The organism is Hymenobacter sp., from assembly GCF_035709525.1.
Taxonomy (GTDB): Bacteria; Bacteroidota; Bacteroidia; order Cytophagales; family Hymenobacteraceae; genus Hymenobacter.
In genome coordinates, this window is the sequence record NZ_DASTEP010000171.1 from 1 (window position 1) to 17,209 (window position 17,209).

The 17,209-nt window shown below is 57.0% G+C and carries 18 protein-coding genes; 8 read left to right on the forward strand and 10 right to left on the reverse strand.

Annotated elements, in window-relative coordinates:
• Nucleotides 1-674 (forward strand): hypothetical protein (locus VFO93_RS15220; protein ID WP_325135251.1); only part of this gene is annotated, 674 nt, incomplete at its 5' end.
• 923 nt (nt 675-1,597) lie between these two features.
• Nucleotides 1,598-2,746, forward strand: a complete 1,149-nt coding sequence (locus VFO93_RS15225) for an FG-GAP-like repeat-containing protein (RefSeq protein WP_325135252.1) — start codon at nt 1,598-1,600, stop codon at nt 2,744-2,746.
• Nucleotides 2,747-3,007: 261 nt separating this feature from the next.
• Here the strand turns inward: VFO93_RS15225 and VFO93_RS15230 are convergent, their stop codons facing one another.
• Nucleotides 3,008-3,703 (reverse strand): recombinase family protein, encoded by a 696-nt coding sequence (locus VFO93_RS15230; RefSeq protein ID WP_325135253.1) that lies wholly within the window; start codon nt 3,701-3,703, stop codon nt 3,008-3,010.
• 124 nt (nt 3,704-3,827) lie between these two features.
• Between VFO93_RS15230 and VFO93_RS15235 the strand changes: the two genes are divergently transcribed.
• Nucleotides 3,828-4,484: a recombinase family protein gene (locus VFO93_RS15235; RefSeq protein WP_325135254.1), complete on the forward strand. Its 657-nt coding sequence runs from the start codon at nt 3,828-3,830 to the stop codon at nt 4,482-4,484.
• Nucleotides 4,485-4,857: 373 nt separating this feature from the next.
• Here VFO93_RS15235 and VFO93_RS15240 read toward each other — a convergent pair whose 3' ends face one another.
• The 9 genes from VFO93_RS15240 to VFO93_RS15280 form a co-directional block, all read right to left on the reverse strand.
• On the reverse strand, nt 4,858-5,379 hold the full coding sequence (locus VFO93_RS15240; protein ID WP_325135255.1) for a hypothetical protein: 522 nt from the start codon (nt 5,377-5,379) through the stop codon (nt 4,858-4,860).
• A gap of 7 nt (nt 5,380-5,386) precedes the next feature.
• A complete protein-coding gene (locus tag VFO93_RS15245; protein ID WP_325135256.1) occupies nt 5,387-6,070 on the reverse strand; it encodes a SprT family zinc-dependent metalloprotease in 684 nt (227 codons plus the stop codon).
• A 304-nt stretch (nt 6,071-6,374) separates the two neighbouring features.
• A complete protein-coding gene (locus VFO93_RS15250; RefSeq protein ID WP_325135257.1) occupies nt 6,375-7,766 on the reverse strand; it encodes an ISKra4 family transposase in 1,392 nt (463 codons plus the stop codon).
• A 19-nt stretch (nt 7,767-7,785) separates the two neighbouring features.
• Nucleotides 7,786-8,403: a recombinase family protein gene (locus VFO93_RS15255; protein WP_325135258.1), complete on the reverse strand. Its 618-nt coding sequence runs from the start codon at nt 8,401-8,403 to the stop codon at nt 7,786-7,788.
• Between the two features lie 57 nt (nt 8,404-8,460).
• Nucleotides 8,461-9,153, reverse strand: coding sequence for a plasmid pRiA4b ORF-3 family protein (locus VFO93_RS15260; protein ID WP_325135281.1), 693 nt, complete (start codon nt 9,151-9,153; stop codon nt 8,461-8,463).
• A gap of 300 nt (nt 9,154-9,453) precedes the next feature.
• Nucleotides 9,454-10,077 carry a helix-turn-helix domain-containing protein gene (locus VFO93_RS15265; protein ID WP_157569845.1) on the reverse strand — a complete coding sequence of 208 codons (624 nt, stop codon included), beginning with the start codon at nt 10,075-10,077 and terminating at the stop codon, nt 9,454-9,456.
• Nucleotides 10,078-10,088: 11 nt separating this feature from the next.
• Nucleotides 10,089-10,466: a cupredoxin domain-containing protein gene (locus VFO93_RS15270; RefSeq protein ID WP_144853272.1), complete on the reverse strand. Its 378-nt coding sequence runs from the start codon at nt 10,464-10,466 to the stop codon at nt 10,089-10,091.
• A gap of 16 nt (nt 10,467-10,482) precedes the next feature.
• On the reverse strand, nt 10,483-12,750 hold the full coding sequence (locus VFO93_RS15275) for a heavy metal translocating P-type ATPase (protein WP_325135259.1): 2,268 nt from the start codon (nt 12,748-12,750) through the stop codon (nt 10,483-10,485).
• Between the two features lie 153 nt (nt 12,751-12,903).
• Nucleotides 12,904-14,337 carry a hypothetical protein gene (locus VFO93_RS15280; protein ID WP_157569849.1) on the reverse strand — a complete coding sequence of 478 codons (1,434 nt, stop codon included), beginning with the start codon at nt 14,335-14,337 and terminating at the stop codon, nt 12,904-12,906.
• A 209-nt stretch (nt 14,338-14,546) separates the two neighbouring features.
• Here VFO93_RS15280 and VFO93_RS15285 point away from each other — a divergent pair, with 209 nt between their 5' ends.
• The 5 genes from VFO93_RS15285 (at nt 14,547) to VFO93_RS15305 (ending at nt 17,204) form a co-directional block, all read left to right on the forward strand.
• Nucleotides 14,547-14,900 carry an ArsR/SmtB family transcription factor gene (locus tag VFO93_RS15285; RefSeq protein ID WP_157569851.1) on the forward strand — a complete coding sequence of 118 codons (354 nt, stop codon included), beginning with the start codon at nt 14,547-14,549 and terminating at the stop codon, nt 14,898-14,900.
• 28 nt (nt 14,901-14,928) lie between these two features.
• Nucleotides 14,929-15,387 carry a DUF6428 family protein gene (locus VFO93_RS15290; RefSeq protein ID WP_157569853.1) on the forward strand — a complete coding sequence of 153 codons (459 nt, stop codon included), beginning with the start codon at nt 14,929-14,931 and terminating at the stop codon, nt 15,385-15,387.
• Nucleotides 15,388-15,456: 69 nt separating this feature from the next.
• Complete coding sequence (locus tag VFO93_RS15295) at nt 15,457-16,230, forward strand: metallophosphoesterase family protein (protein WP_157569855.1); 774 nt, start codon at nt 15,457-15,459, stop codon at nt 16,228-16,230.
• A gap of 8 nt (nt 16,231-16,238) precedes the next feature.
• The gene (locus tag VFO93_RS15300) at nt 16,239-16,682 is read left to right on the forward strand and encodes a DMT family transporter (RefSeq protein WP_157569857.1); all 444 of its coding nucleotides are present in this window, start codon (nt 16,239-16,241) and stop codon (nt 16,680-16,682) included.
• Between the two features lie 27 nt (nt 16,683-16,709).
• Nucleotides 16,710-17,204: a GNAT family N-acetyltransferase gene (locus VFO93_RS15305; RefSeq protein ID WP_325135260.1), complete on the forward strand. Its 495-nt coding sequence runs from the start codon at nt 16,710-16,712 to the stop codon at nt 17,202-17,204.
• The last annotated feature ends 5 nt before the right edge of the window (nt 17,205-17,209 follow it).

The following is a 17,209-nucleotide window of genomic DNA, read 5'->3' on the forward strand; positions in this document are numbered from 1 at the left end:
GAGGCTTTGCTAGCTGGAGCGTTAGCGGAGGCTTTACCGGACCGGGTGTATTGGAAAGTGACGGGCATGGAGGATTCCAAGTTGTGTTTACTTATGAAGCACAGCTTAGTACAGGAAAACATGATAGCAACTACAAGCCCATTACAATAGGCTCGGGTGAATTCTGGCGGGTTACGCAAGCTTGGGCTCCTCCGACTATCAGCACATATGACCCAATTGGTAAAACTGCGGTTACGATAGATGATAAGCCCTTTAGTAGTGGTGCCCTTAATGGAGCAGACGCTGGCGTTGCTTTTATTGGAGCAGCATTAGATCGCGAAGAACATATTGTTAAAACTATGCGTAATGCTGGAAAATGGCTTGCGCATGGCAAAATATATGGCCCGAAATTTTATGGAAACCAGTATATAGACAAGATTGCCCACGTCAAAAGGCTAGAGACTTATTTAGGCACTGTTAAGGCACTTAGTAAGGGGCTTGCAATTGTCGGTGCACTTGTATCAGTTGCTCAGTATGCCAATGGTGACATAAGTGGATACCGAGCAACCGCTAATATTGTAATGGGCATTGTTGGTACATTTATACCTGCAGTAGGTATCGCTTATGACCTTGTAGAAATGAAATATGGTGACCAGATTGAAGATGCCATATGGGACGGGAGACCGAAAGATTGAGAGAATAACTGCCATTCAAAATGAAGGCAACGAGTCTTAACAGCAAGTGATTAAATATTGTACTGAGTTCGTTAAAATATCTTAATTGCTTCAATCAAGTTATTTGATGAAATGACGCAGATAGCTTAATAAGCTCAGTATGATGAGTATTATTTAAAACGTATTGATTACAATTCATAACGTCTCTAATGTATAAATGCTTAAAAAATATGCACAAGCATCTTTTTTATCAAGTGTTAAGATTCGTATTCTTAGTTAAGGTAAAAGATACACAAGATGTGACAGCTCTTCTTAATACGTCATTTTTGATGTTCATGAATGTAGCAACAATTGTCTATTTTGTAATGATTGCTGCTAAGATGACACCAAAACATATTAACCCATTGTTTTATATACTTATTTATGCATCTATTTTGCTATTTAACTATTTTAAATTAGTTAAAGACGTGGATAATTACAAATACTTAGAATCATATAAGCCGAGTGCGTATGCAAATTATTTTTTTATAATTTATGTACTTATTACATTAAGTTCTTTTATATTTTTAATAAAGCAAATACATGATGCAAATCTGCAATTAAGTTAAATCATTGTAGCAAAGCTTTTTTAACTAAATGCTTGACATATGACGAAGAATATACTAATTTCTCTAATATCAATCTTGCTATCCGATACAGTAGCAAATGCTCAGGCTAATCAAAGTGTTGCTTTGTCTTCAGCTTCTGTCATTAATTTGCCCACTAGCGCAGGTTTGAGCGCATTGGCAATAGCAGACTTAAACACAGACAATAGGGGCGATATCGCCGTGTGCCAGCGTGGGCTAAACTCTGTTAGCGTGTACTTGCAGACGGTCGCTGGTACCTTTCCTAGCAGCCCCAACAGTACTTATGCTGCTGGCACTGCTCCGAGCGGGCTAGTGGCGGTGTCGTTGAGCAACCTCAACAGTCGCCCCGCCTACGACCTGGTGGCCGTGAGCGGCCCCAGCAGCAAATGGACGCTGCTGCAAAACAATGGGCAGGGAGCCTTTACGCCAATTACGGCCGCTAAGAGCTTCGGTACTGCTGCGGTTAGTACTAACCCGCAATTGGCAGCGGCTTACCTCAACCGCGACAATTACATTGACTTTGCCTATACCTACGATGGGCCGCAGCAGTATAGCATCTCGTGGCAGGCCTACGGCGGGGGCGGTACATTTCCCAACCAGGGCAGCACGGTGGCGACAAACAGCTTTGTGCCGCCCCGCTTCACCCTGGCCGACTTCGACCGGGATGGCTACCTGGACGTAACCTTCCCCAACCCGGCGACCAATCAGTTTCAGGTAGTATTCGCCAGCCAGAGTGTCGGTCTGACCAATTGGCTGCTGGCCAACGCCTCGCTGACGCTGTCAAGCGTCGGCACCCAGCCCGTCGACGTGGGCGTGGGCGACGTAAACCGCGACTACCAGCCCGATGTTGCCGTGGCCAACGCCGGCAGCAACGAGATTACCGTGTTTCTGAACACGGGCACGTATCAGTTTGGTACCGCGGCCGGCTACGCCCTATCGGGGGCCCCACGCCGCGTGCTGCTCGAAGACCTAAACGGCGATAACTACCCCGAGCTCATCACCATTACAGCCGATAATAAGCTACAGGTATTTCGCCACACGGGTGCTACTGGCATCAGCCGCTACGGCACCCCCCAAACCCTAGCCACCGGGGCCGACCCGACCTTGCTGCAAGTGGCCGACATGGACGGCGACCAGGTGAAGGATATTGTCGTGGGATGCTCAGGCGACAACACCGTGCGCGTCTACCTCAACCGCAGCCTGACCGCGCTGGCCACTGCCACTCCGCAAGTGGCGGGCATTATTGCCTACCCTAACCCGGCCACCGACCAGCTACACCTGGAGGCCAAAGGTCTGAAAGAGCCGCTTGAAGTCGCGTTGCTTGATATGACGGGTCGGCTAGTGCGTAAAGTCACTTTGCTGCCGAACGATTTAACGCTGGCAACGGGCGATTTGCCGCGTGGTTTATATCTCTTGCGCCTCACCAGCCGCATGGGTAGTAGTGTGTCACGAGTCGCCCTACGCTAGAGGCGCATAGTCGGTAATCTTAGAATGACGATAGGGCTGGCGCAGGGACTGGTTTATAATCAGTCCCTGCGTCAGCCCTATTTGCGAATAACAGTATCCTCCGAATCAAGGATGAGTGACCTTGAGGTGGTGCAGTTAAAACAGACAGTGCGAAGTCTTACCTTCCACTGCCCATGCCCGACAACCGTAATCTGAGGTGGTCGAGTAAAAACAGGCGGTGTGAAGTCTTATATTCCACTGCCCATGCTCAATGCGTTTTTACTAGACTACCCCAATATCGGCAACAGGAGGCAGCAACCGCTGCACGGTAGTGGCCTGAAACGCTTTCCCACGCCGGGTCCGGTAGCCGGCGTCGTTGAGCTTGACCGCGATTTGCCACAACGTCTCCCCCTTAGCCCGCAGCAACTCGGCCAGCTGCGCCGCCTGCCGGTTAGCCTGGTGCTCGCGGGCGTTGCGCTGCATGATGGCCCGCCCTTGGGCAATAGCGTCGAGTGTCAAATTCTGCGGGCTGCCAAGCTGCGCTCCGCGTGCCTTCTTGGCAGTAAGGGCGTCTTTCGTACGCTTGGAAATCATCTCCCGCTCGTGCTGCGCGATGACGGCGAAGAGCCCCACGGTAAGCGTATTGGCGTCGGGCATGTCGCAGCAGACGAACTCCACCCCCGAGTCGCGCAGGGCAAAGATGAAGCCCGCGTTCCGGCTCAGCCGGTCGAGCTTGGCGATGAGCAGCGTGCTCCCCGCGCGCCGGGCCTCCGCGATGGCGGCGAGTAGCTGCGGGCGCTGGTTCTTCTTGCCACTCTCAATTTCGACAAACTCGCCGCCGAGCTGAGACGGGTCGGCCACGAACGCCAGGACGGCCGCCCGCTGGGCGGCGAGGCCGAGGCCCGAGCTACCCTGCTTTTGGGTGGAGACTCTATAATAAGGAGTATAGGTGCGAGCGGGGAGAAGCAGGGCGGACACAGTACAAAACGGGTGGTTGGCACAAAACACCCACAAGTTAGGTCATTTTACATGTTATAAACGTTCGTTTAATAAACGTTATAACACCCTACCTTAGCAGCCTATTCCTTCTAATACGTCTGCTTTGACTACCCGCTACATTCCTTATTACAGAGTAAGCACCGCTCGCCAGGGGCAGTCTGGCCTCGGACTCGAAGCGCAGCAAGCCGCGGTGCGAGCGTTCGTTGCGAACCCGGCGCAGTTGCTGGGGGAGTTTGTGGAAGTTGAATCGGGCAAGAAGAATCAGCGGCCCCAGTTGCTGGCCGCTATCGCGGCTGCCCGGGCAGCGGGGGCGACGTTGTTGATTGCCAAGTTGGATAGATTGTCGAGGAACGCTGGGTTCATCTTTGCCCTGCGCGACTCGGGCATAGCCTTCGTCTGCTGCGACATGCCGGATGCGAATACGCTTACCGTGGGGCTGTTTGCCGTCATCGCCCAGCACGAGCGGGAGATGATTTCCAAACGCACCAAGGATGCGCTCGCCGCTAAAAAGGCCCGGGGGGCGGTGCTGGGTACGCCGGCTAATATGACCCCGGCGGCCATCGCCAAGAGTTTGGCTATTCGCCAGGAGAATGCCCGGACCAATCAGCAGAATCAACAAGCGGCGCGGTTGGGGAAGCTGCTGCAGGCGCAGGGGCATACGTTGCAGCAGATTGCGCAAGAACTCAACGACGGCGGGTATCGCACGCGGCGCGGGCAGCACTTTTTGCCCATGTCGGTGCTGCGGCTGCTCAAGCGGTGAGTAATGTCTACTGCCTCTGGGGAGCAATAGCAGTCGGACCTTTCCTCAAACGGACGTTCTTAAACTGACTATAGCCCAGCTTTTATTGACTAGTCCTTTATGCTCGCTTCAGGTTACCTATTACCAGACGGGCTCCGCCTGCCATGCTAGACCTTAAATCCCGGCAAGCAGTGGCATAGGAATTTTTTCTCAACATAGCACAATTATTAATTAAGTACGTCGAGACTGAATGCAGAAAGTTCAATTATAAGCATTAACTGATAATGCCAAATTTGGCGACATAGTCATAAACCCCGGTGCTATTGATGCAAAGTTTATTAACTAAGAATAAGCATTATTTCATAATATTATGCAGCATTTTATTTATTATTCGTTATTTGTCAAATACTATAGCAGATTGCTCATATACAGAAAAAGTGCCGAGTAGTTTTTGAAAAACGGAAAGCTGTGCTTTTGGTATCAACAAAAAGATGCTCTTAGCTCCAATACGCAAGGCAGTATTAATACGATGATTACCTACAAAAATTTGAATCTTATTCTGATCATGTGTTAAAGCACAAAATGGTGCGGTAAGCTTCATGCCACCACGCCACTCTTTTATAATCTGCAAAGCCTGCCAATTGATAAATTCTCCATCTTCTAACTCTTTTCTATACTCGGGGTGTAGCACGGGGAGTAAGCGAGAAAAATCTACTGCTATTAACACCATTCCCTTACGCAGAAAATACCACTGCTGCCGAGTATAAGAATCATTTTCATAATGATGGAAGATGCCTACGCCTGCTGCATCTAAATCTTCTATTGTGGTTTCCAATACCCAATGAGGTTCAACGGTAATTTGATTGCTGTCGATTTCCTCCAGCATCATTTCCAGCTCTTTTTTCCAGTTAGCCATTATAATCTTATCCTAGCTCTTCCAAAATAGCTCCATGTTCGCGGAGCCAGGTTTTGGCTCGCTCGTAAAGTGGAAGCTGCACGGCAACAACATTCCAGAAGGCTGGGGAATGGTCATTAATCAACAGGTGAGCCAGTTCGTGGACGATGATATAGTCGATGACGGTACTGGGGGACTGGATGAGACGCCAGTTGAATAGCAGGGCGGCATTGGCGGTGCAGGAACCCCAGCGGTATTTGAGGTCAAGGAGTTGGATGCGCTGGTAGGATACGCCGAGGGACTTGGCGAAACGCTCGACGCGGGGCAGCATAACGGTCTGGGCTTGCCGGCGTAGCCAGGTTTGGACTAGGGCACTAGCTTTGGGCATTAGGGCCGCCCCTAGAGTGAAGGTGTGGCCGTCGAAGTAGAGAGGGGCGGCAAGCTCGGGGGCGGTCTGGAGCAGGTGGGTGCGACCGAGAAAATAGATACTGGAGCCAGGCCGCATGACGGGTGTGGTGGGGGCCACAGGATATTTTTGGGGGTGGTCTAGCTTTTCCTGAATCCAGTGCCGTTTTTGGTGCAGAATGGCTTGGATAGTGTCATCACTGGTGCCGGCGGGAACATGCACTACCAGCTGCCGGTCGCGCTCCACCGTGAGGCCGATGGTGCGGCGACGGTTGGAGTACTTAATTTCAGGGGCAAACGATGACATACGGCGGGGTATTTGGCGACTTGACTGCTTATTACTTTACTAGGCCCTTATCTCGCATCAATTGATAGAGAATGTCGCGGGTGCGCTGGTAGGCTGCTTCGACTTGCGGTTGGGTTACACTGGTAACTAAAAAGTAGTCAGTAATATGCTCCCGGAACTTCGCGGGCAGCGAAATTTCTTTTTCGAGTGGGGTTTTAAGCAATAGGTCGTAGCAGTACTGCACGTCCAAGGGTGGACCATCGTACTGGTCATTTAATAAAATCAGGGCTTTGTGGAGAGCATCAAAAAGTGTGGGGCAGTGGGGTTAAGCAGCCATTGCTAGAGGTTCCGCTGGCACTGACCGGAAACCGGGGTACTGCTGCCGAAAACAGTCTTCCCATTCCTCGTTGAGCACCTTGGTGCGGGCCTGTACGAGCAGATGCGCGCCCTTTTTGGTCCACTGCATCTGCTGGCGCTTGACCATGCGTTTTGACAGCACCTGGTTGACGGCTGATTCTACAAAGCCCGTAGACACCCGTTCGCCGTAGCGCTGGCGTTCCGAGTAGTCCAAGATGAAGCCGCTGTTCTGCTCTACATAGGTGTGAAAATCAGCAATTAGTCTGCTCAACGGTTTACACTTGCTGTATTTCCGGGCCATGCTCGGGTCGTCTTGGTGCGTGGCCAGCGCATCCTCCAGGTCCAGTATTTTCTCCAGGGCCCGCTCGGCGTTGCCGTGCCAGAGGTGCCATTTGATGCGGGTTAAGCCGTCCTGCAGCGCTTTTCCTCCGGCCGCGTCGACCTGGGCGAAGCCCAGCGCGTACTGCTGCAGCACAGTCAGGCGCATGGTTAGGTGAAACCAATCTAGAATGTGGGTGGACTCCGCGCTCAGATAGCTGGTCAGCGACCGCAGAATCGCGGCGCCATCGGTAAAGAATTCCACGGCCTGATTCGCTTGTAGTCCCTGCGAACGCAGCACCTCGAAGACCCGTCGGCGCGGCTTGGCATCTACTTCCTGCACGAAGCCAAAGCATTTGGCGGTACCCTCTGCGGGAATGCTTTTGCCCGCAATCACCTCGAAACAGCCTTTTTTATGCCAGTGACGGACGTAGCCGCCGTCGAGGCCGACCACCAGCGGGCGGGGTGGACATGGCAAGGCCTCGCGGTCGCGCTGACAAACGCCGTGAAAAGGAGCCACTTCCTGCGGCAGCTGCTCTTCCTGTGCCTCGACCACGGCGTGCAGGTGCTGTTGGATGGTCGTGCCCGATAGTTTCGCGCTCAGGGGCAGCACGTCGTGGAGCAAATCGGCCGTTTTCTGGTAGGGAATTAGACTGGCCCACTTGGTTTCCAGGTATAGCCGCTCCGGCGTCACGTGCTGCGGAAACAGGTGCTGCAGGGGGCTGAATGTCTTAGGTCCCGCCTCGGTGGGCGGCAGATAGTAGCGCGGGCTGTTGACCATGACGTTCCCGAACAAGGTTTTCAGCTGGAGCGGGTAGCTACCCTTCTTCCGCAAGCCGACGGGCAGCTGCGCCTGCAAATGCGTTGCCACTTGCTGCGCAATCATCTTTTGTTGAATGCGTTGCAGCAGCTCTTTCGATTCGGCCAGCGTCAGGCCTACGCTGGCTAAGCTCAGCTCCTCCCGGCTCCAGGTGAACACGTCTTCGAAGATGGGCGCGTCGCCTCCTGAGGGACAAGCCACTAGTTGTAGTTTGAAGTTCATGGAACTGAGGAGTTAAGGATTACAGCAAGGCTTTTACTTTACGCACCGTGTTAATGGCCACGTCGCACAGCTTGGCCGTGTTACGTACGCTCAGGCCCGCGCGCAGCTGCCGGGCGACGGCCGTATACTTTTTCAGAAAGATGGCCTTCTCTTCCGTGGTGCCCACCGGCCGGCCAATGGTGATGCCTTGCCGGCGCGCCTCATCCATACCCGAGAGAATGCGCTCGCGCAGGGTTTCACGTTCCAGGCGGGCAAACTCAGCCAGCAACGTGAACATGAACTGCGCCACCGGATTGCGTTTGCCGTTTTTCAGGGTCTCAATCCCGAAGTTTTGGACGTAGATGCTGACGCCCAACTGGGTCAGCTCCTCTACTATCTGTAGCACTTCCACGGTGGAGCGGCCTAGGCGCGAGACTTCACTCACCAATACTTTCTGGATGGCGCCTCGGCGGCTCAGTTCCATTAATTGCTGAATCCCCTCCCGGTCCTGATTCCGCTTGGCTCCGCTAATTTTCTCCGCAATCTCGGCCACGACCTGCACGGCCTGGCTCTGGGCCACGGCGCGCAGGTCTTCCACCTGTCGCTGGTAGTCCTGCTCCTTTTTGGAGACGCGCACGAAAATGACAGCCTGTTGCATAGGGCAAAGCTACCCGGACTGTATCAAGTAAACCATCTGGTTTTTATGATACAGTTTTCAGGCTTTCACATCCGCGAAGAAATAGTCGTAGCCGCCCTGCGAAAGCAGAAAATCGGGATTACCCTTAAGTTGATACACTTTGGCCAGTTTTCGATTGACGTAGTCTTTGTCGAAGTGTTCCGGCCGATAGGTCCAGAACCAGGTGGGCACGTCGTCCTCCCGGATGTCCTCGCCGGCCAGCAAGCGGCCGAGGGATTCATAGCGCCAACTGAACTGGTCGAGTGTGCGCTGGTCGTAGCCACTGGGGCCACCGACTTCTTCCGGGGGGCAGGCCCGGCGGCCACCCACGCAAACCGGAGAGGTCGGCACGGCCGTCAGCGGCAGCACTTTTTCGACCCGTATCTGGTGCTGCCAGTAATCGCCGAAGTCGTAGGTGTAGGTGAACTTATCGTTGACCCGCCAGGGGAAATCGCCCAGGTGGACCCGCCGGGCATCCTCGGCATACCACGTGCCGCCCGCATAACCAATACCGTAGTCCTTGCCCCAGAGATGAAAGCTATGCAGATGCCAGTTCTCCCAGCCCATCACCACCTGAAAGACATGATGCAGCTCGGCCAGGGTGGTGTCGCCCCGCACCAGCACGCGCCGACTGATTTGCGGACTGATGCCCAGCAGATGAATCTTGAGCTGGTAGCCCACCGCCAGGCGGTCAACAGGTGAAGCAAAGGTTGATGGGGTCATGGTCTGCACCGACAAGTACGGCTTCCCAAGTTAGTCGGTGATGCTGCCGACCCCAGCTGCCCCACACTTTTTGATGCTCTCCAATACCGCTCAGGTAGTCGGCAATGGGCTGCGCCGGCCCCTTAAATAGGTTATTAAATTCAACGAGAAGCTGTCGTTTCATAGGCTGAGGAAGAGCCGCCGGAGTTGGGGCCGTTGTGCTACCGACTAGAACACAAAAAAGCAGCAGCCCGTTAAATAAGGCCTTGCCTAGCTCCTGCCTATCATCTGACCACAAGCCACTTATTTTACCCTAGCACAACCGAACCTTTAAATCAGCGAGTCCAGACTGCGGCGGGCGTGGCTGGCGGGCCCCAGCCGCTGAAACTCGGTGGGCGTAAGGCCCGTCACCTGCCGGAACTGCCGCGAGAGGTGCGCCGGGCTGCTGTAGCCCAGTTGCTGGGCCACTTCGGCAATGGGCAGCTCGCCGTAGCCAATCAGCTCCTTGGCCCGCTCCACCTTTTGGCGGATGATAAACTTCTCAATCGTGAGGCCTTCGGAAGCGGAGAACAAGTGGGAAAGGTAATGGTAGTCCTTGCCCAGGTGCTCGACCAGGTAATCCGAGTAGTTGAGCAGGCGCGGACCGGGCGGCGGGTAGTGAATCAGGGCCACCAGCAGCGTCTTGATGCGGTCCACCAGCTGGTCGCGGGGGTCTTCCAGCAGCTCGAAGCCGGCTTCCCGCAAGCTGGCCCGGATGGCCGGCCAGTCGGGGGCCGTACCATCGGGCGTAGACACGTCGGCCTCGCCCAGCGCCACGCGGTGCACGCGCAGGCCCAGGGCCGCCATATCCTCGCCTACCACCCGGATGCACTGCGGGCACACCATGTTCTTAATCAGCAGCCGGTGCGAATCGGGCGGGGGCAGCACGTGGGCAATGCTAACGTCAGCTTTCATGGGATGCGTCATTATTTCACGACCAGGCTACCCCGCAGCATACCCATGCCGCAGGTGAACGGAAATGTACCGGCTTCTTGGGGCAGCAACTCGACCAGCGTGGTTTTGAAGGCCGGCAGGTCGCGGCGGACGCTGAAATCGGGCATCAGCAGCTCCTCCGAGCAGCTGTTTTCCTCGTCGCGGTAGAAGCTCAGCTGCACGGGCTGGCCGCGCTGCACCTCAATCACGTCGGGCGAATAGCCGCCCTTCACGGTAATAGCCACCTCCTGCACGCCACTGGAAGAGGAAACGGCGCTGGCCGTCTGGCGGGCCGAAAAGAAGAAGTACCAGAGCACGAACCCGGCGAGGGCCAGGCCGGCGACGGTCACGATGATAGCGGGCGTATCCATAACTAACAGGTAAAGACTAGTGGTTGTCGAACGCGCGCAGGCGCAACGAGTTGGTGAGCACCGATACCGAGCTGAGGGCCATGGCCCCGGCCGCGAGCATGGGCGAGAGCAGAATACCGAAGAAGGGGTAGAGCAGCCCGGCCGCCACGGGAATGCCCAGCGTGTTGTAGATGAAGGCGAAAAACAGGTTCTGCTTGATGGTGCGAATGGTCTGGCGGCTCAGCTCGATGGCTGTCACCACGCCATGCAGGTCCGAGCGCATGAGCGTGATACCGGCCGCTTCCATCGCCACGTCGGTGCCCGAGCCGATGGCCAGCCCAATGTCGGCCTGGGCCAGCGCCGGCGCGTCGTTGATGCCGTCGCCCACCATGGCCACGGTGCGGCCCTCGGCTTGCAGTGCCTTCACCTTGCCGGCTTTATCGGCGGGTAGCACCTCGGCGAAGTAGCGCGTGATGCCCACCTGCGCGGCCACCTGGGCGGCCGTTTCGGTGTTATCACCCGTCATCATCACCACCTCGATGCCCAGCTCCTGGAGCTTTTTGATGGCCGCGGCCGACGTGTCGCGCACGGTATCGGCTACGCCCAGCAGCCCCACGGCCTGGCCGGCCACGGCGACGTACAGCACGGTTTTGGCCTGGGCCAGCAACTGCTCGGCCTGGGTAATCACGGCAGGGGAGAGGCTTACGCTTTCATCGGCCAGCAGCCGGCGGTTGCCAATCAGCACGGCCTGGCCGTTGACGGTGGCGGCGGCCCCCTTACCTTCCACGGCGCGGAAGCCGGTGGCGCTCAGACTGGCCCCGCCCTGGGCGTCGGCGTGGCGCACCACGGCCTCAGCCAGCGGGTGCTCGCTCTGGCGCTCCACGGCGGCCACCACTTGCAGCAGTTGGCTCGCCTCCTGGCCGGGCAGCGTCCAGAAGTCCGTCACGGCGGGCTCGCCGCGGGTGATGGTGCCGGTTTTATCCAGGAGCACGGTGTTGACTTTATAGGCCTTTTCCAAGGCTTCGGCGTTGCGGATGAGCACGCCATGCTCCGCGCCCTTGCCCGTGCTCACCATAATGGCGGTGGGCGTGGCCAGCCCCAGCGCGCAGGGGCAGGCGATGATGAGCACGGCCACGAAGTTGACCACTGCCAGCGGCAGGCGGGCACCGGCCGGGGCAAAATCAAACCACAGCACGAAGGTGAGAATGGCAATGACCACGACCGTGGGCACGAAGATGGCGCTCACCTTATCGGCCAGCCGCTGAATGGGGGCGCGGCTGCCCTGAGCATCCTCTACCAGCTTCACAATCTGGGAGAGCATGGTGTCGGCCCCTACTTTGGTGACGCGGAAGCGGAAGGAGCCGGTCTTGTTAAGGGTAGCTCCGAATACCGGGTCGCCCGCCTGCTTCTGCACCGGCAGGCTTTCGCCGGTGAGCATGGCCTCATCGAGCGAAGAGGAACCTTCGGTGATAAGGCCATCGGTGGCCACCTTCTCGCCGGGGCGCACCACTACGAGGTCGCCCAGCTGCACCTGCTCGATGGGCACATCGACTTCCGCCCCATCGGGCCGCACCACGCGGGCGGTTTTGGCTTGCAGGCCGATGAGGCTGCGCATGGCCGCCGAGGTCTGGGTTTTGGCCCGCAGCTCCAGCACCTTGCCCAGCAGAATCAGGGCAATGATGGTGGCCGTCGTGTCATAGTATACCTCGGGCATCAGGCCCCGGCTGGTGAAGAAGCCGGGCACGACGGTCGCGGCCAGGCTGTAGAGAAACGCCGCGCCGGTGCCCACGGCAATGAGTGTATCCATGTTGGCGGCCCGGTGCTTGAAGCCGTTCCAGGCCGACACATAGAACTCGCGCCCGCTGTAGAGCAGCACGGGCAGCGTAAGCAGTAGCAGGGCGTAGTTGAGCCACTGCATGTTCACGCGCTGCATCATCGCCGGCCAGAGCATGAGCATACTCAGGGGCATGATGAGGACGGCTAGCCCCACGGCGACCCCGAAGCGGCGCTTGAGCTTCTGGTAGGCCAGCGCCTTCTGGCGGTCGATTTCGGCGCTGCGCTCGGCGGCGCTGGTATCGGGGGCGCGCTCCGCTACGCCGTAGCCGGCATTGACAACTGCCTCTTTCAGCGTAGCCGGGGACGCCTGGGTGGGCACGTAGTCCACGGTAGCTTTCTCGGTGGCAAAGTTGACCATCGCCCGCTGCACCCCCGGCGTGCGGCTGAGCGACTTCTCGACGAAGGACGCGCACGAGGCGCAAGTCATGCCTTCGATATCGAGGGTTTCGGTTTTAGTGGCAGGTTCCATAGCTAGTAGATTTGTAGCAGGTTGCTGAGCCCGCTAGCCTCACGGCTTAGGCCTACAACTACCCTACAAAGCAACGGCTCCTACTCCCCAAAGTTGGTACTAAATACTGTCGCAGACTTGCATAATTTGACAGGCAATATGGGATTACCAGCGCTACTCACCTTCGTTGCCCTCTGGGTATTCGTCTTCATGAGCGGTTGAGGCTACGGGGTTCCGAAACAAATGCAAACTAGCCTGCTCAGCTAATTCCCGCTCGTTATCTTCCCACACGTCGCCTTCGAAATACATCAAATCGTAGCTGCTCAACGCGTCGAACCCCCCGGCTTCAGTTGCAATGCCGAAGAACTTTTGCGTTTGGCCAAACTGCTGAAACTTGATAGCTAGACAGTACCCCTGTAGCGCCTCAAAGCGCCGCACCCGGTATTCAGCCACCGTTTCTCCTTTGCGTCGGGGCAAGAGCAGGAATACGTATTGCACGCCGCTATCTTCCAGCGCACCGGTGTGCCGCACGCGGTACTCGTCCGGCTCTGACATCGCTATCATTTCCCGGAAGGACTTGGCCAGCATTCGGCGGCTCAGCCGTGACTCGCGCGCCATGATGCGCAAGGCTGCTTCTCGGTTGGTAAAGGAGGTGTCGAGACGCAGGGCGTAGGCTTTGCCAGCGTCTGTGTGTTCATAGATGAATTTTATCAAGCCGTCCCAGGCATAACTGCCCTGGTCAGCTTTGCGACGCGCTTGGTACTGCGGACTGGTTATGAAGTCGCTCCAAAATCCCTCTGAAATGCGCAAACCTTGGTAGCCCGCCGCAACGGGGAAGATGTGGCGACCAAACGTAGGACTAGCTTCGTCGTGGTCCGTGTTACGCAGGTAGTAGGCCAATAAATCGTCCTCGCCAGCCGCCCACACTTTTAGTCCACGCTGGGATAATAGGGCTTCCTTTTTCTCTAGGTAGGCCACGAAATCCGTTATCGTATCCAGCAGGTGCATCACGGCCGCCAATGAGGCATCATCGAAGACGTGCACGTAGGCTTTAGTCGGGTCCACCAAGCCAAGGGTGAACGGCTCGGGCGTGAAGCGCTGGGTGTCGTAGTGGGCCGTGCCCTGCACCCGGTTGTCCAGCATTAAGCTTCCTGTCCCGCCAAACTCCGCTTGGCAGTCCTGCGAAGCACCATGCGCCACGACTATACGGTGGACTTTCATGGCGGCCGGAGCTGGCAAGGGCACCGGGAAAGGATGCTGGCAGGCCTTGTCTAGGTATACCCGGTCAGGATGCTGCTTCAACCACCGCTCGGCCCCGTAGAGTTGGTCAGCCGCCGCCGCCACGGCTCGCCTGTACCAACGGCTCCAGTTCAATACCGGGTTGGAGGTAGTGGGATAATCGCAGTGCTTGCTCGAAAAGATGATGACGTGCTCATCGAACACCACCAGCATATCACACAGCTCTTTTCCTTCGCTACCCTGCGCGCTGAAGCTTTGGTTGCGAAAAGGGCTGACGTAGCTCCATAGCGTTAAAAAAGAGCGCTCACCGAGTTCAGCAAGGTACTGCTCGGCCAACGTACCCCCCGGGTTTTTCGGTACTAGCGGCATGACTGCTCAAATATGCTGGAAGGTAAACCACGAACACCCTCGCCATGCAGTTTGGGTAAGGAAGCAGTCAGTTAGGAATAGCACCAGAGCTAGGCCAGAAACTTACGCTAAGGACATATCGCCTATTTACTGTAAAAGAGAATATTTCGCTATGTCGTATACTTGCGTCATTGTTTGTCGTATATTTGCGACATACTTTATAGTTAGCCATGACTTACGCCAAAACCGCCGCCTTCACTACCGACCAGCAGCAGCTCGCCCGCGTAGCCAAAGCCCTGGCCCATCCGGCGCGAGTAGCCATCATTCAGTTTCTGGCCAGCAAGAAAACCTGCATCTCGGGCGACATTGCCGCTGAGCTGCCCCTCTCGCGCACCACCGTATCGCAGCACTTGCAGGAGCTGAAGGCACTGGACCTGATTCGTGGCGAAATCGACGGGCTCACGGTCTGCTACTGCCTCAATACTGAATTGCTGCACCAAGTACACCAACAGTTCACGGCCTTTTTCATCGAGGCCACCGCGACAGGGCCGGTGTGCGGGCCAGAAGACGCCTGCGCCTGCTAATCTTACCAACTTCACCTAAAGCGTTTTTATGAATATCTCCGAAATGAAGCAGTCCCTGGCGGGGCTGGAGGCCGTGAATTTTCGCCTGCCCTCGGGCGAATACCTACCCGCGCACTTCCACGTCACGGAAGTCGGTTTGGTGAGCAAGCATTTCATCGACTGTGGCGGCGTGGAGCGGAAGGAAACCGTAGCCAACTTTCAACTCTGGGAAGCTGGCGACTACGACCACCGCCTGGCCCCGCAAAAATTTCTGCACATCCTGAACCTGTCGGAGAAGATTCTAGGCAGCGAGGATTTGCCCATTGAGGTTGAATATCAACAAGCCACTATCGGCAAGTTTGGCCTTGACTTCGACGGTATCGACTTCATGCTGACGCCCAAACAGACCGCTTGCCTAGCCCAAGACGCCTGTGGCATCCCCAACGCTGCCTTTGCCTTGCCCCAGCTGCAATCGGCGTGCTGCACGCCGGGCGGCGGGTGCTGCTAAGGCCTCCCACGGCGCAGCCCCTCGGGTTGCGCCGTTTTGCTTTCTATCCCCTCTGCTTAATTATTTTCGATGACAATTGCCTTCTTTTCCGACGTGCACGGCAACCTGCCGGCCCTGCAAGCGGTGCTGGCTGACCTGGACCAGCGCCGGCCGGACATGGTGTTTTGCCTGGGCGACCTGGTGGGCTATGCGCCCTGGCCCAATGAAGTGGTGAACGAGGTGCGGCGGCGGGGCATCCCTACGCTGGCCGGCAACTACGACCAGGGCATTGGCCTGGCCAGCTCCGATTGCGGCTGCGCTTACCAGACGGACATTGATAAGAGCCTGGGCGCGCAAAGCATCGCTTATACGAACTCGGTCGTGGGCGACGACGAGCGGCGCTACCTGCGCCTGCTGCCCAAGCACATGCGCCTGGATTTTCAGGACGAGCCCTGCACGCTCAGCCTGCTCATGGTCCACGGCTCGCCGCGCCGCATCAACCAGTATTTGTTCGAAGACTTCCCGGAAGGCAGCTTTGCGCGCCTGCTGGAAGGGGCCGGGGCTGATATTCTGCTCTTCGGGCACACCCACAAGCCCTACCACCGGGCCATTCCCTACCAGCACGAGGGCAAAACCCGTTACCGGCACGCGCTCAATATCGGCTCCGTGGGCAAGCCCAAGGATGGTGACGCCCGCGCCGCCTACCTGCTGCTGCACCTCGACCAGCATACTACCCTTACCGACGCTAGCAGCCTACGCTCGGAGTTCGTGCGGGTGACCTACGATGTGGAGCAAGCCGCGCAAGCGGTCGAAGCCTCGCCGCTACCCAACGAGTACGCCGACATGCTGCGCAAGGCCTACTAGCCTGCTCCATGAAAGTCTTTTCGTTGCTGGTGCTCGTGCTCGCAGGAGCGGCCCTGACTACGCAATCCGTGGTAAACAGCCAATTGCGCGGTGCCCTGCACGGCGTGACGTGGGCAGTGCTCACTTCCTATCTGGTGGGGAGCCTGGCGGCGGCAGCCGTGCTGGTGGCTGGCCAGGAACCCATGCCGAGCCTGGCCACCTTCGGCGCGCTGAAGTGGTATCAGTGGACCGGGGGCGCCCTGGGCATGGTCTACCTGGCGGCCATCACCTTCTCGCTGCAACGGGTCGGCGCGGCTAGTCTCTTCGCCCTAGTCGTGACCGGACAGTTGCTCACGGCCCTGTGTTACGACCAGTTTGGCCTGCTGGGTCTGCCCCGCAGCAGCTTCTCCCTGACCAAGCTGGTCGGCGTCGTCCTGCTAGCAGCCGGAGCTTATCTACTCAACCGCAAATGATTAGCCGCTTCACCTGCCTTTTTTATTATGAAAATAGCTTCTCTTACCCCTGCCCACTGGCCAGCCGTACGGGCCATCTACGAGGCCGGCATCGCGACAGGCAATGCCACCTTTGAAACCCAAGCCCCGATGTGGGAAGCCTGGGATAAGGGTCACCTGGCGCATAGTCGCCTAGTAGCGCTGGCCGCTGACGGGACCGTGCTGGGGTGGGCGGCGCTCTCGCCTGTTTCGGGCCGCTGCGTGTACGGCGGTGTGGCTGAAATCAGTGTGTACATCGCCGCCGAGGCGCGGGGGCAAGGTGTGGGGCGGCAGCTCCTCCAGGCGTTGATTCAGGAATCCGAAGCCAATGGCATCTGGACGCTGCAAGCCGGCACCTTCGAGGAAAATGCGGCCAGCATTGGCCTGCATACCCAAGTGGGGTTCCGCGTCATCGGGCACCGCGAACGCATCGGCCAGCACCACGGCGTGTGGCGCAATACGGTGCAAATGGAGCGCCGCAGCCCGAGCGTGGGCGTCGCTTAACCTCT

What these genes read in the sequence shown, in the direction of transcription:
- VFO93_RS15240 (WP_325135255.1), bottom strand. Translation starts at nt 5,379, where the DNA reads ATGGCTAACTGGAAAAAAGAGCTGGAAATGATGCTGGAGGAAATCGAC.
- VFO93_RS15245 (WP_325135256.1), bottom strand. Translation starts at nt 6,070, where the DNA reads ATGTCATCGTTTGCCCCTGAAATTAAGTACTCCAACCGTCGCCGCACC.
- VFO93_RS15250 (WP_325135257.1), bottom strand. Translation starts at nt 7,766, where the DNA reads ATGAACTTCAAACTACAACTAGTGGCTTGTCCCTCAGGAGGCGACGCG.
- VFO93_RS15255 (WP_325135258.1), bottom strand. Translation starts at nt 8,403, where the DNA reads ATGCAACAGGCTGTCATTTTCGTGCGCGTCTCCAAAAAGGAGCAGGAC.
- VFO93_RS15265 (WP_157569845.1), bottom strand. Translation starts at nt 10,077, where the DNA reads ATGAAAGCTGACGTTAGCATTGCCCACGTGCTGCCCCCGCCCGATTCG.
- VFO93_RS15270 (WP_144853272.1), bottom strand. Translation starts at nt 10,466, where the DNA reads ATGGATACGCCCGCTATCATCGTGACCGTCGCCGGCCTGGCCCTCGCC.
- VFO93_RS15275 (WP_325135259.1), bottom strand. Translation starts at nt 12,750, where the DNA reads ATGGAACCTGCCACTAAAACCGAAACCCTCGATATCGAAGGCATGACT.
- VFO93_RS15280 (WP_157569849.1), bottom strand. Translation starts at nt 14,337, where the DNA reads ATGCCGCTAGTACCGAAAAACCCGGGGGGTACGTTGGCCGAGCAGTAC.
- VFO93_RS15285 (WP_157569851.1), top strand. Translation starts at nt 14,547, where the DNA reads ATGACTTACGCCAAAACCGCCGCCTTCACTACCGACCAGCAGCAGCTC.
- VFO93_RS15290 (WP_157569853.1), top strand. Translation starts at nt 14,929, where the DNA reads ATGAATATCTCCGAAATGAAGCAGTCCCTGGCGGGGCTGGAGGCCGTG.
- VFO93_RS15295 (WP_157569855.1), top strand. Translation starts at nt 15,457, where the DNA reads ATGACAATTGCCTTCTTTTCCGACGTGCACGGCAACCTGCCGGCCCTG.
- VFO93_RS15300 (WP_157569857.1), top strand. Translation starts at nt 16,239, where the DNA reads ATGAAAGTCTTTTCGTTGCTGGTGCTCGTGCTCGCAGGAGCGGCCCTG.
- VFO93_RS15305 (WP_325135260.1), top strand. Translation starts at nt 16,710, where the DNA reads ATGAAAATAGCTTCTCTTACCCCTGCCCACTGGCCAGCCGTACGGGCC.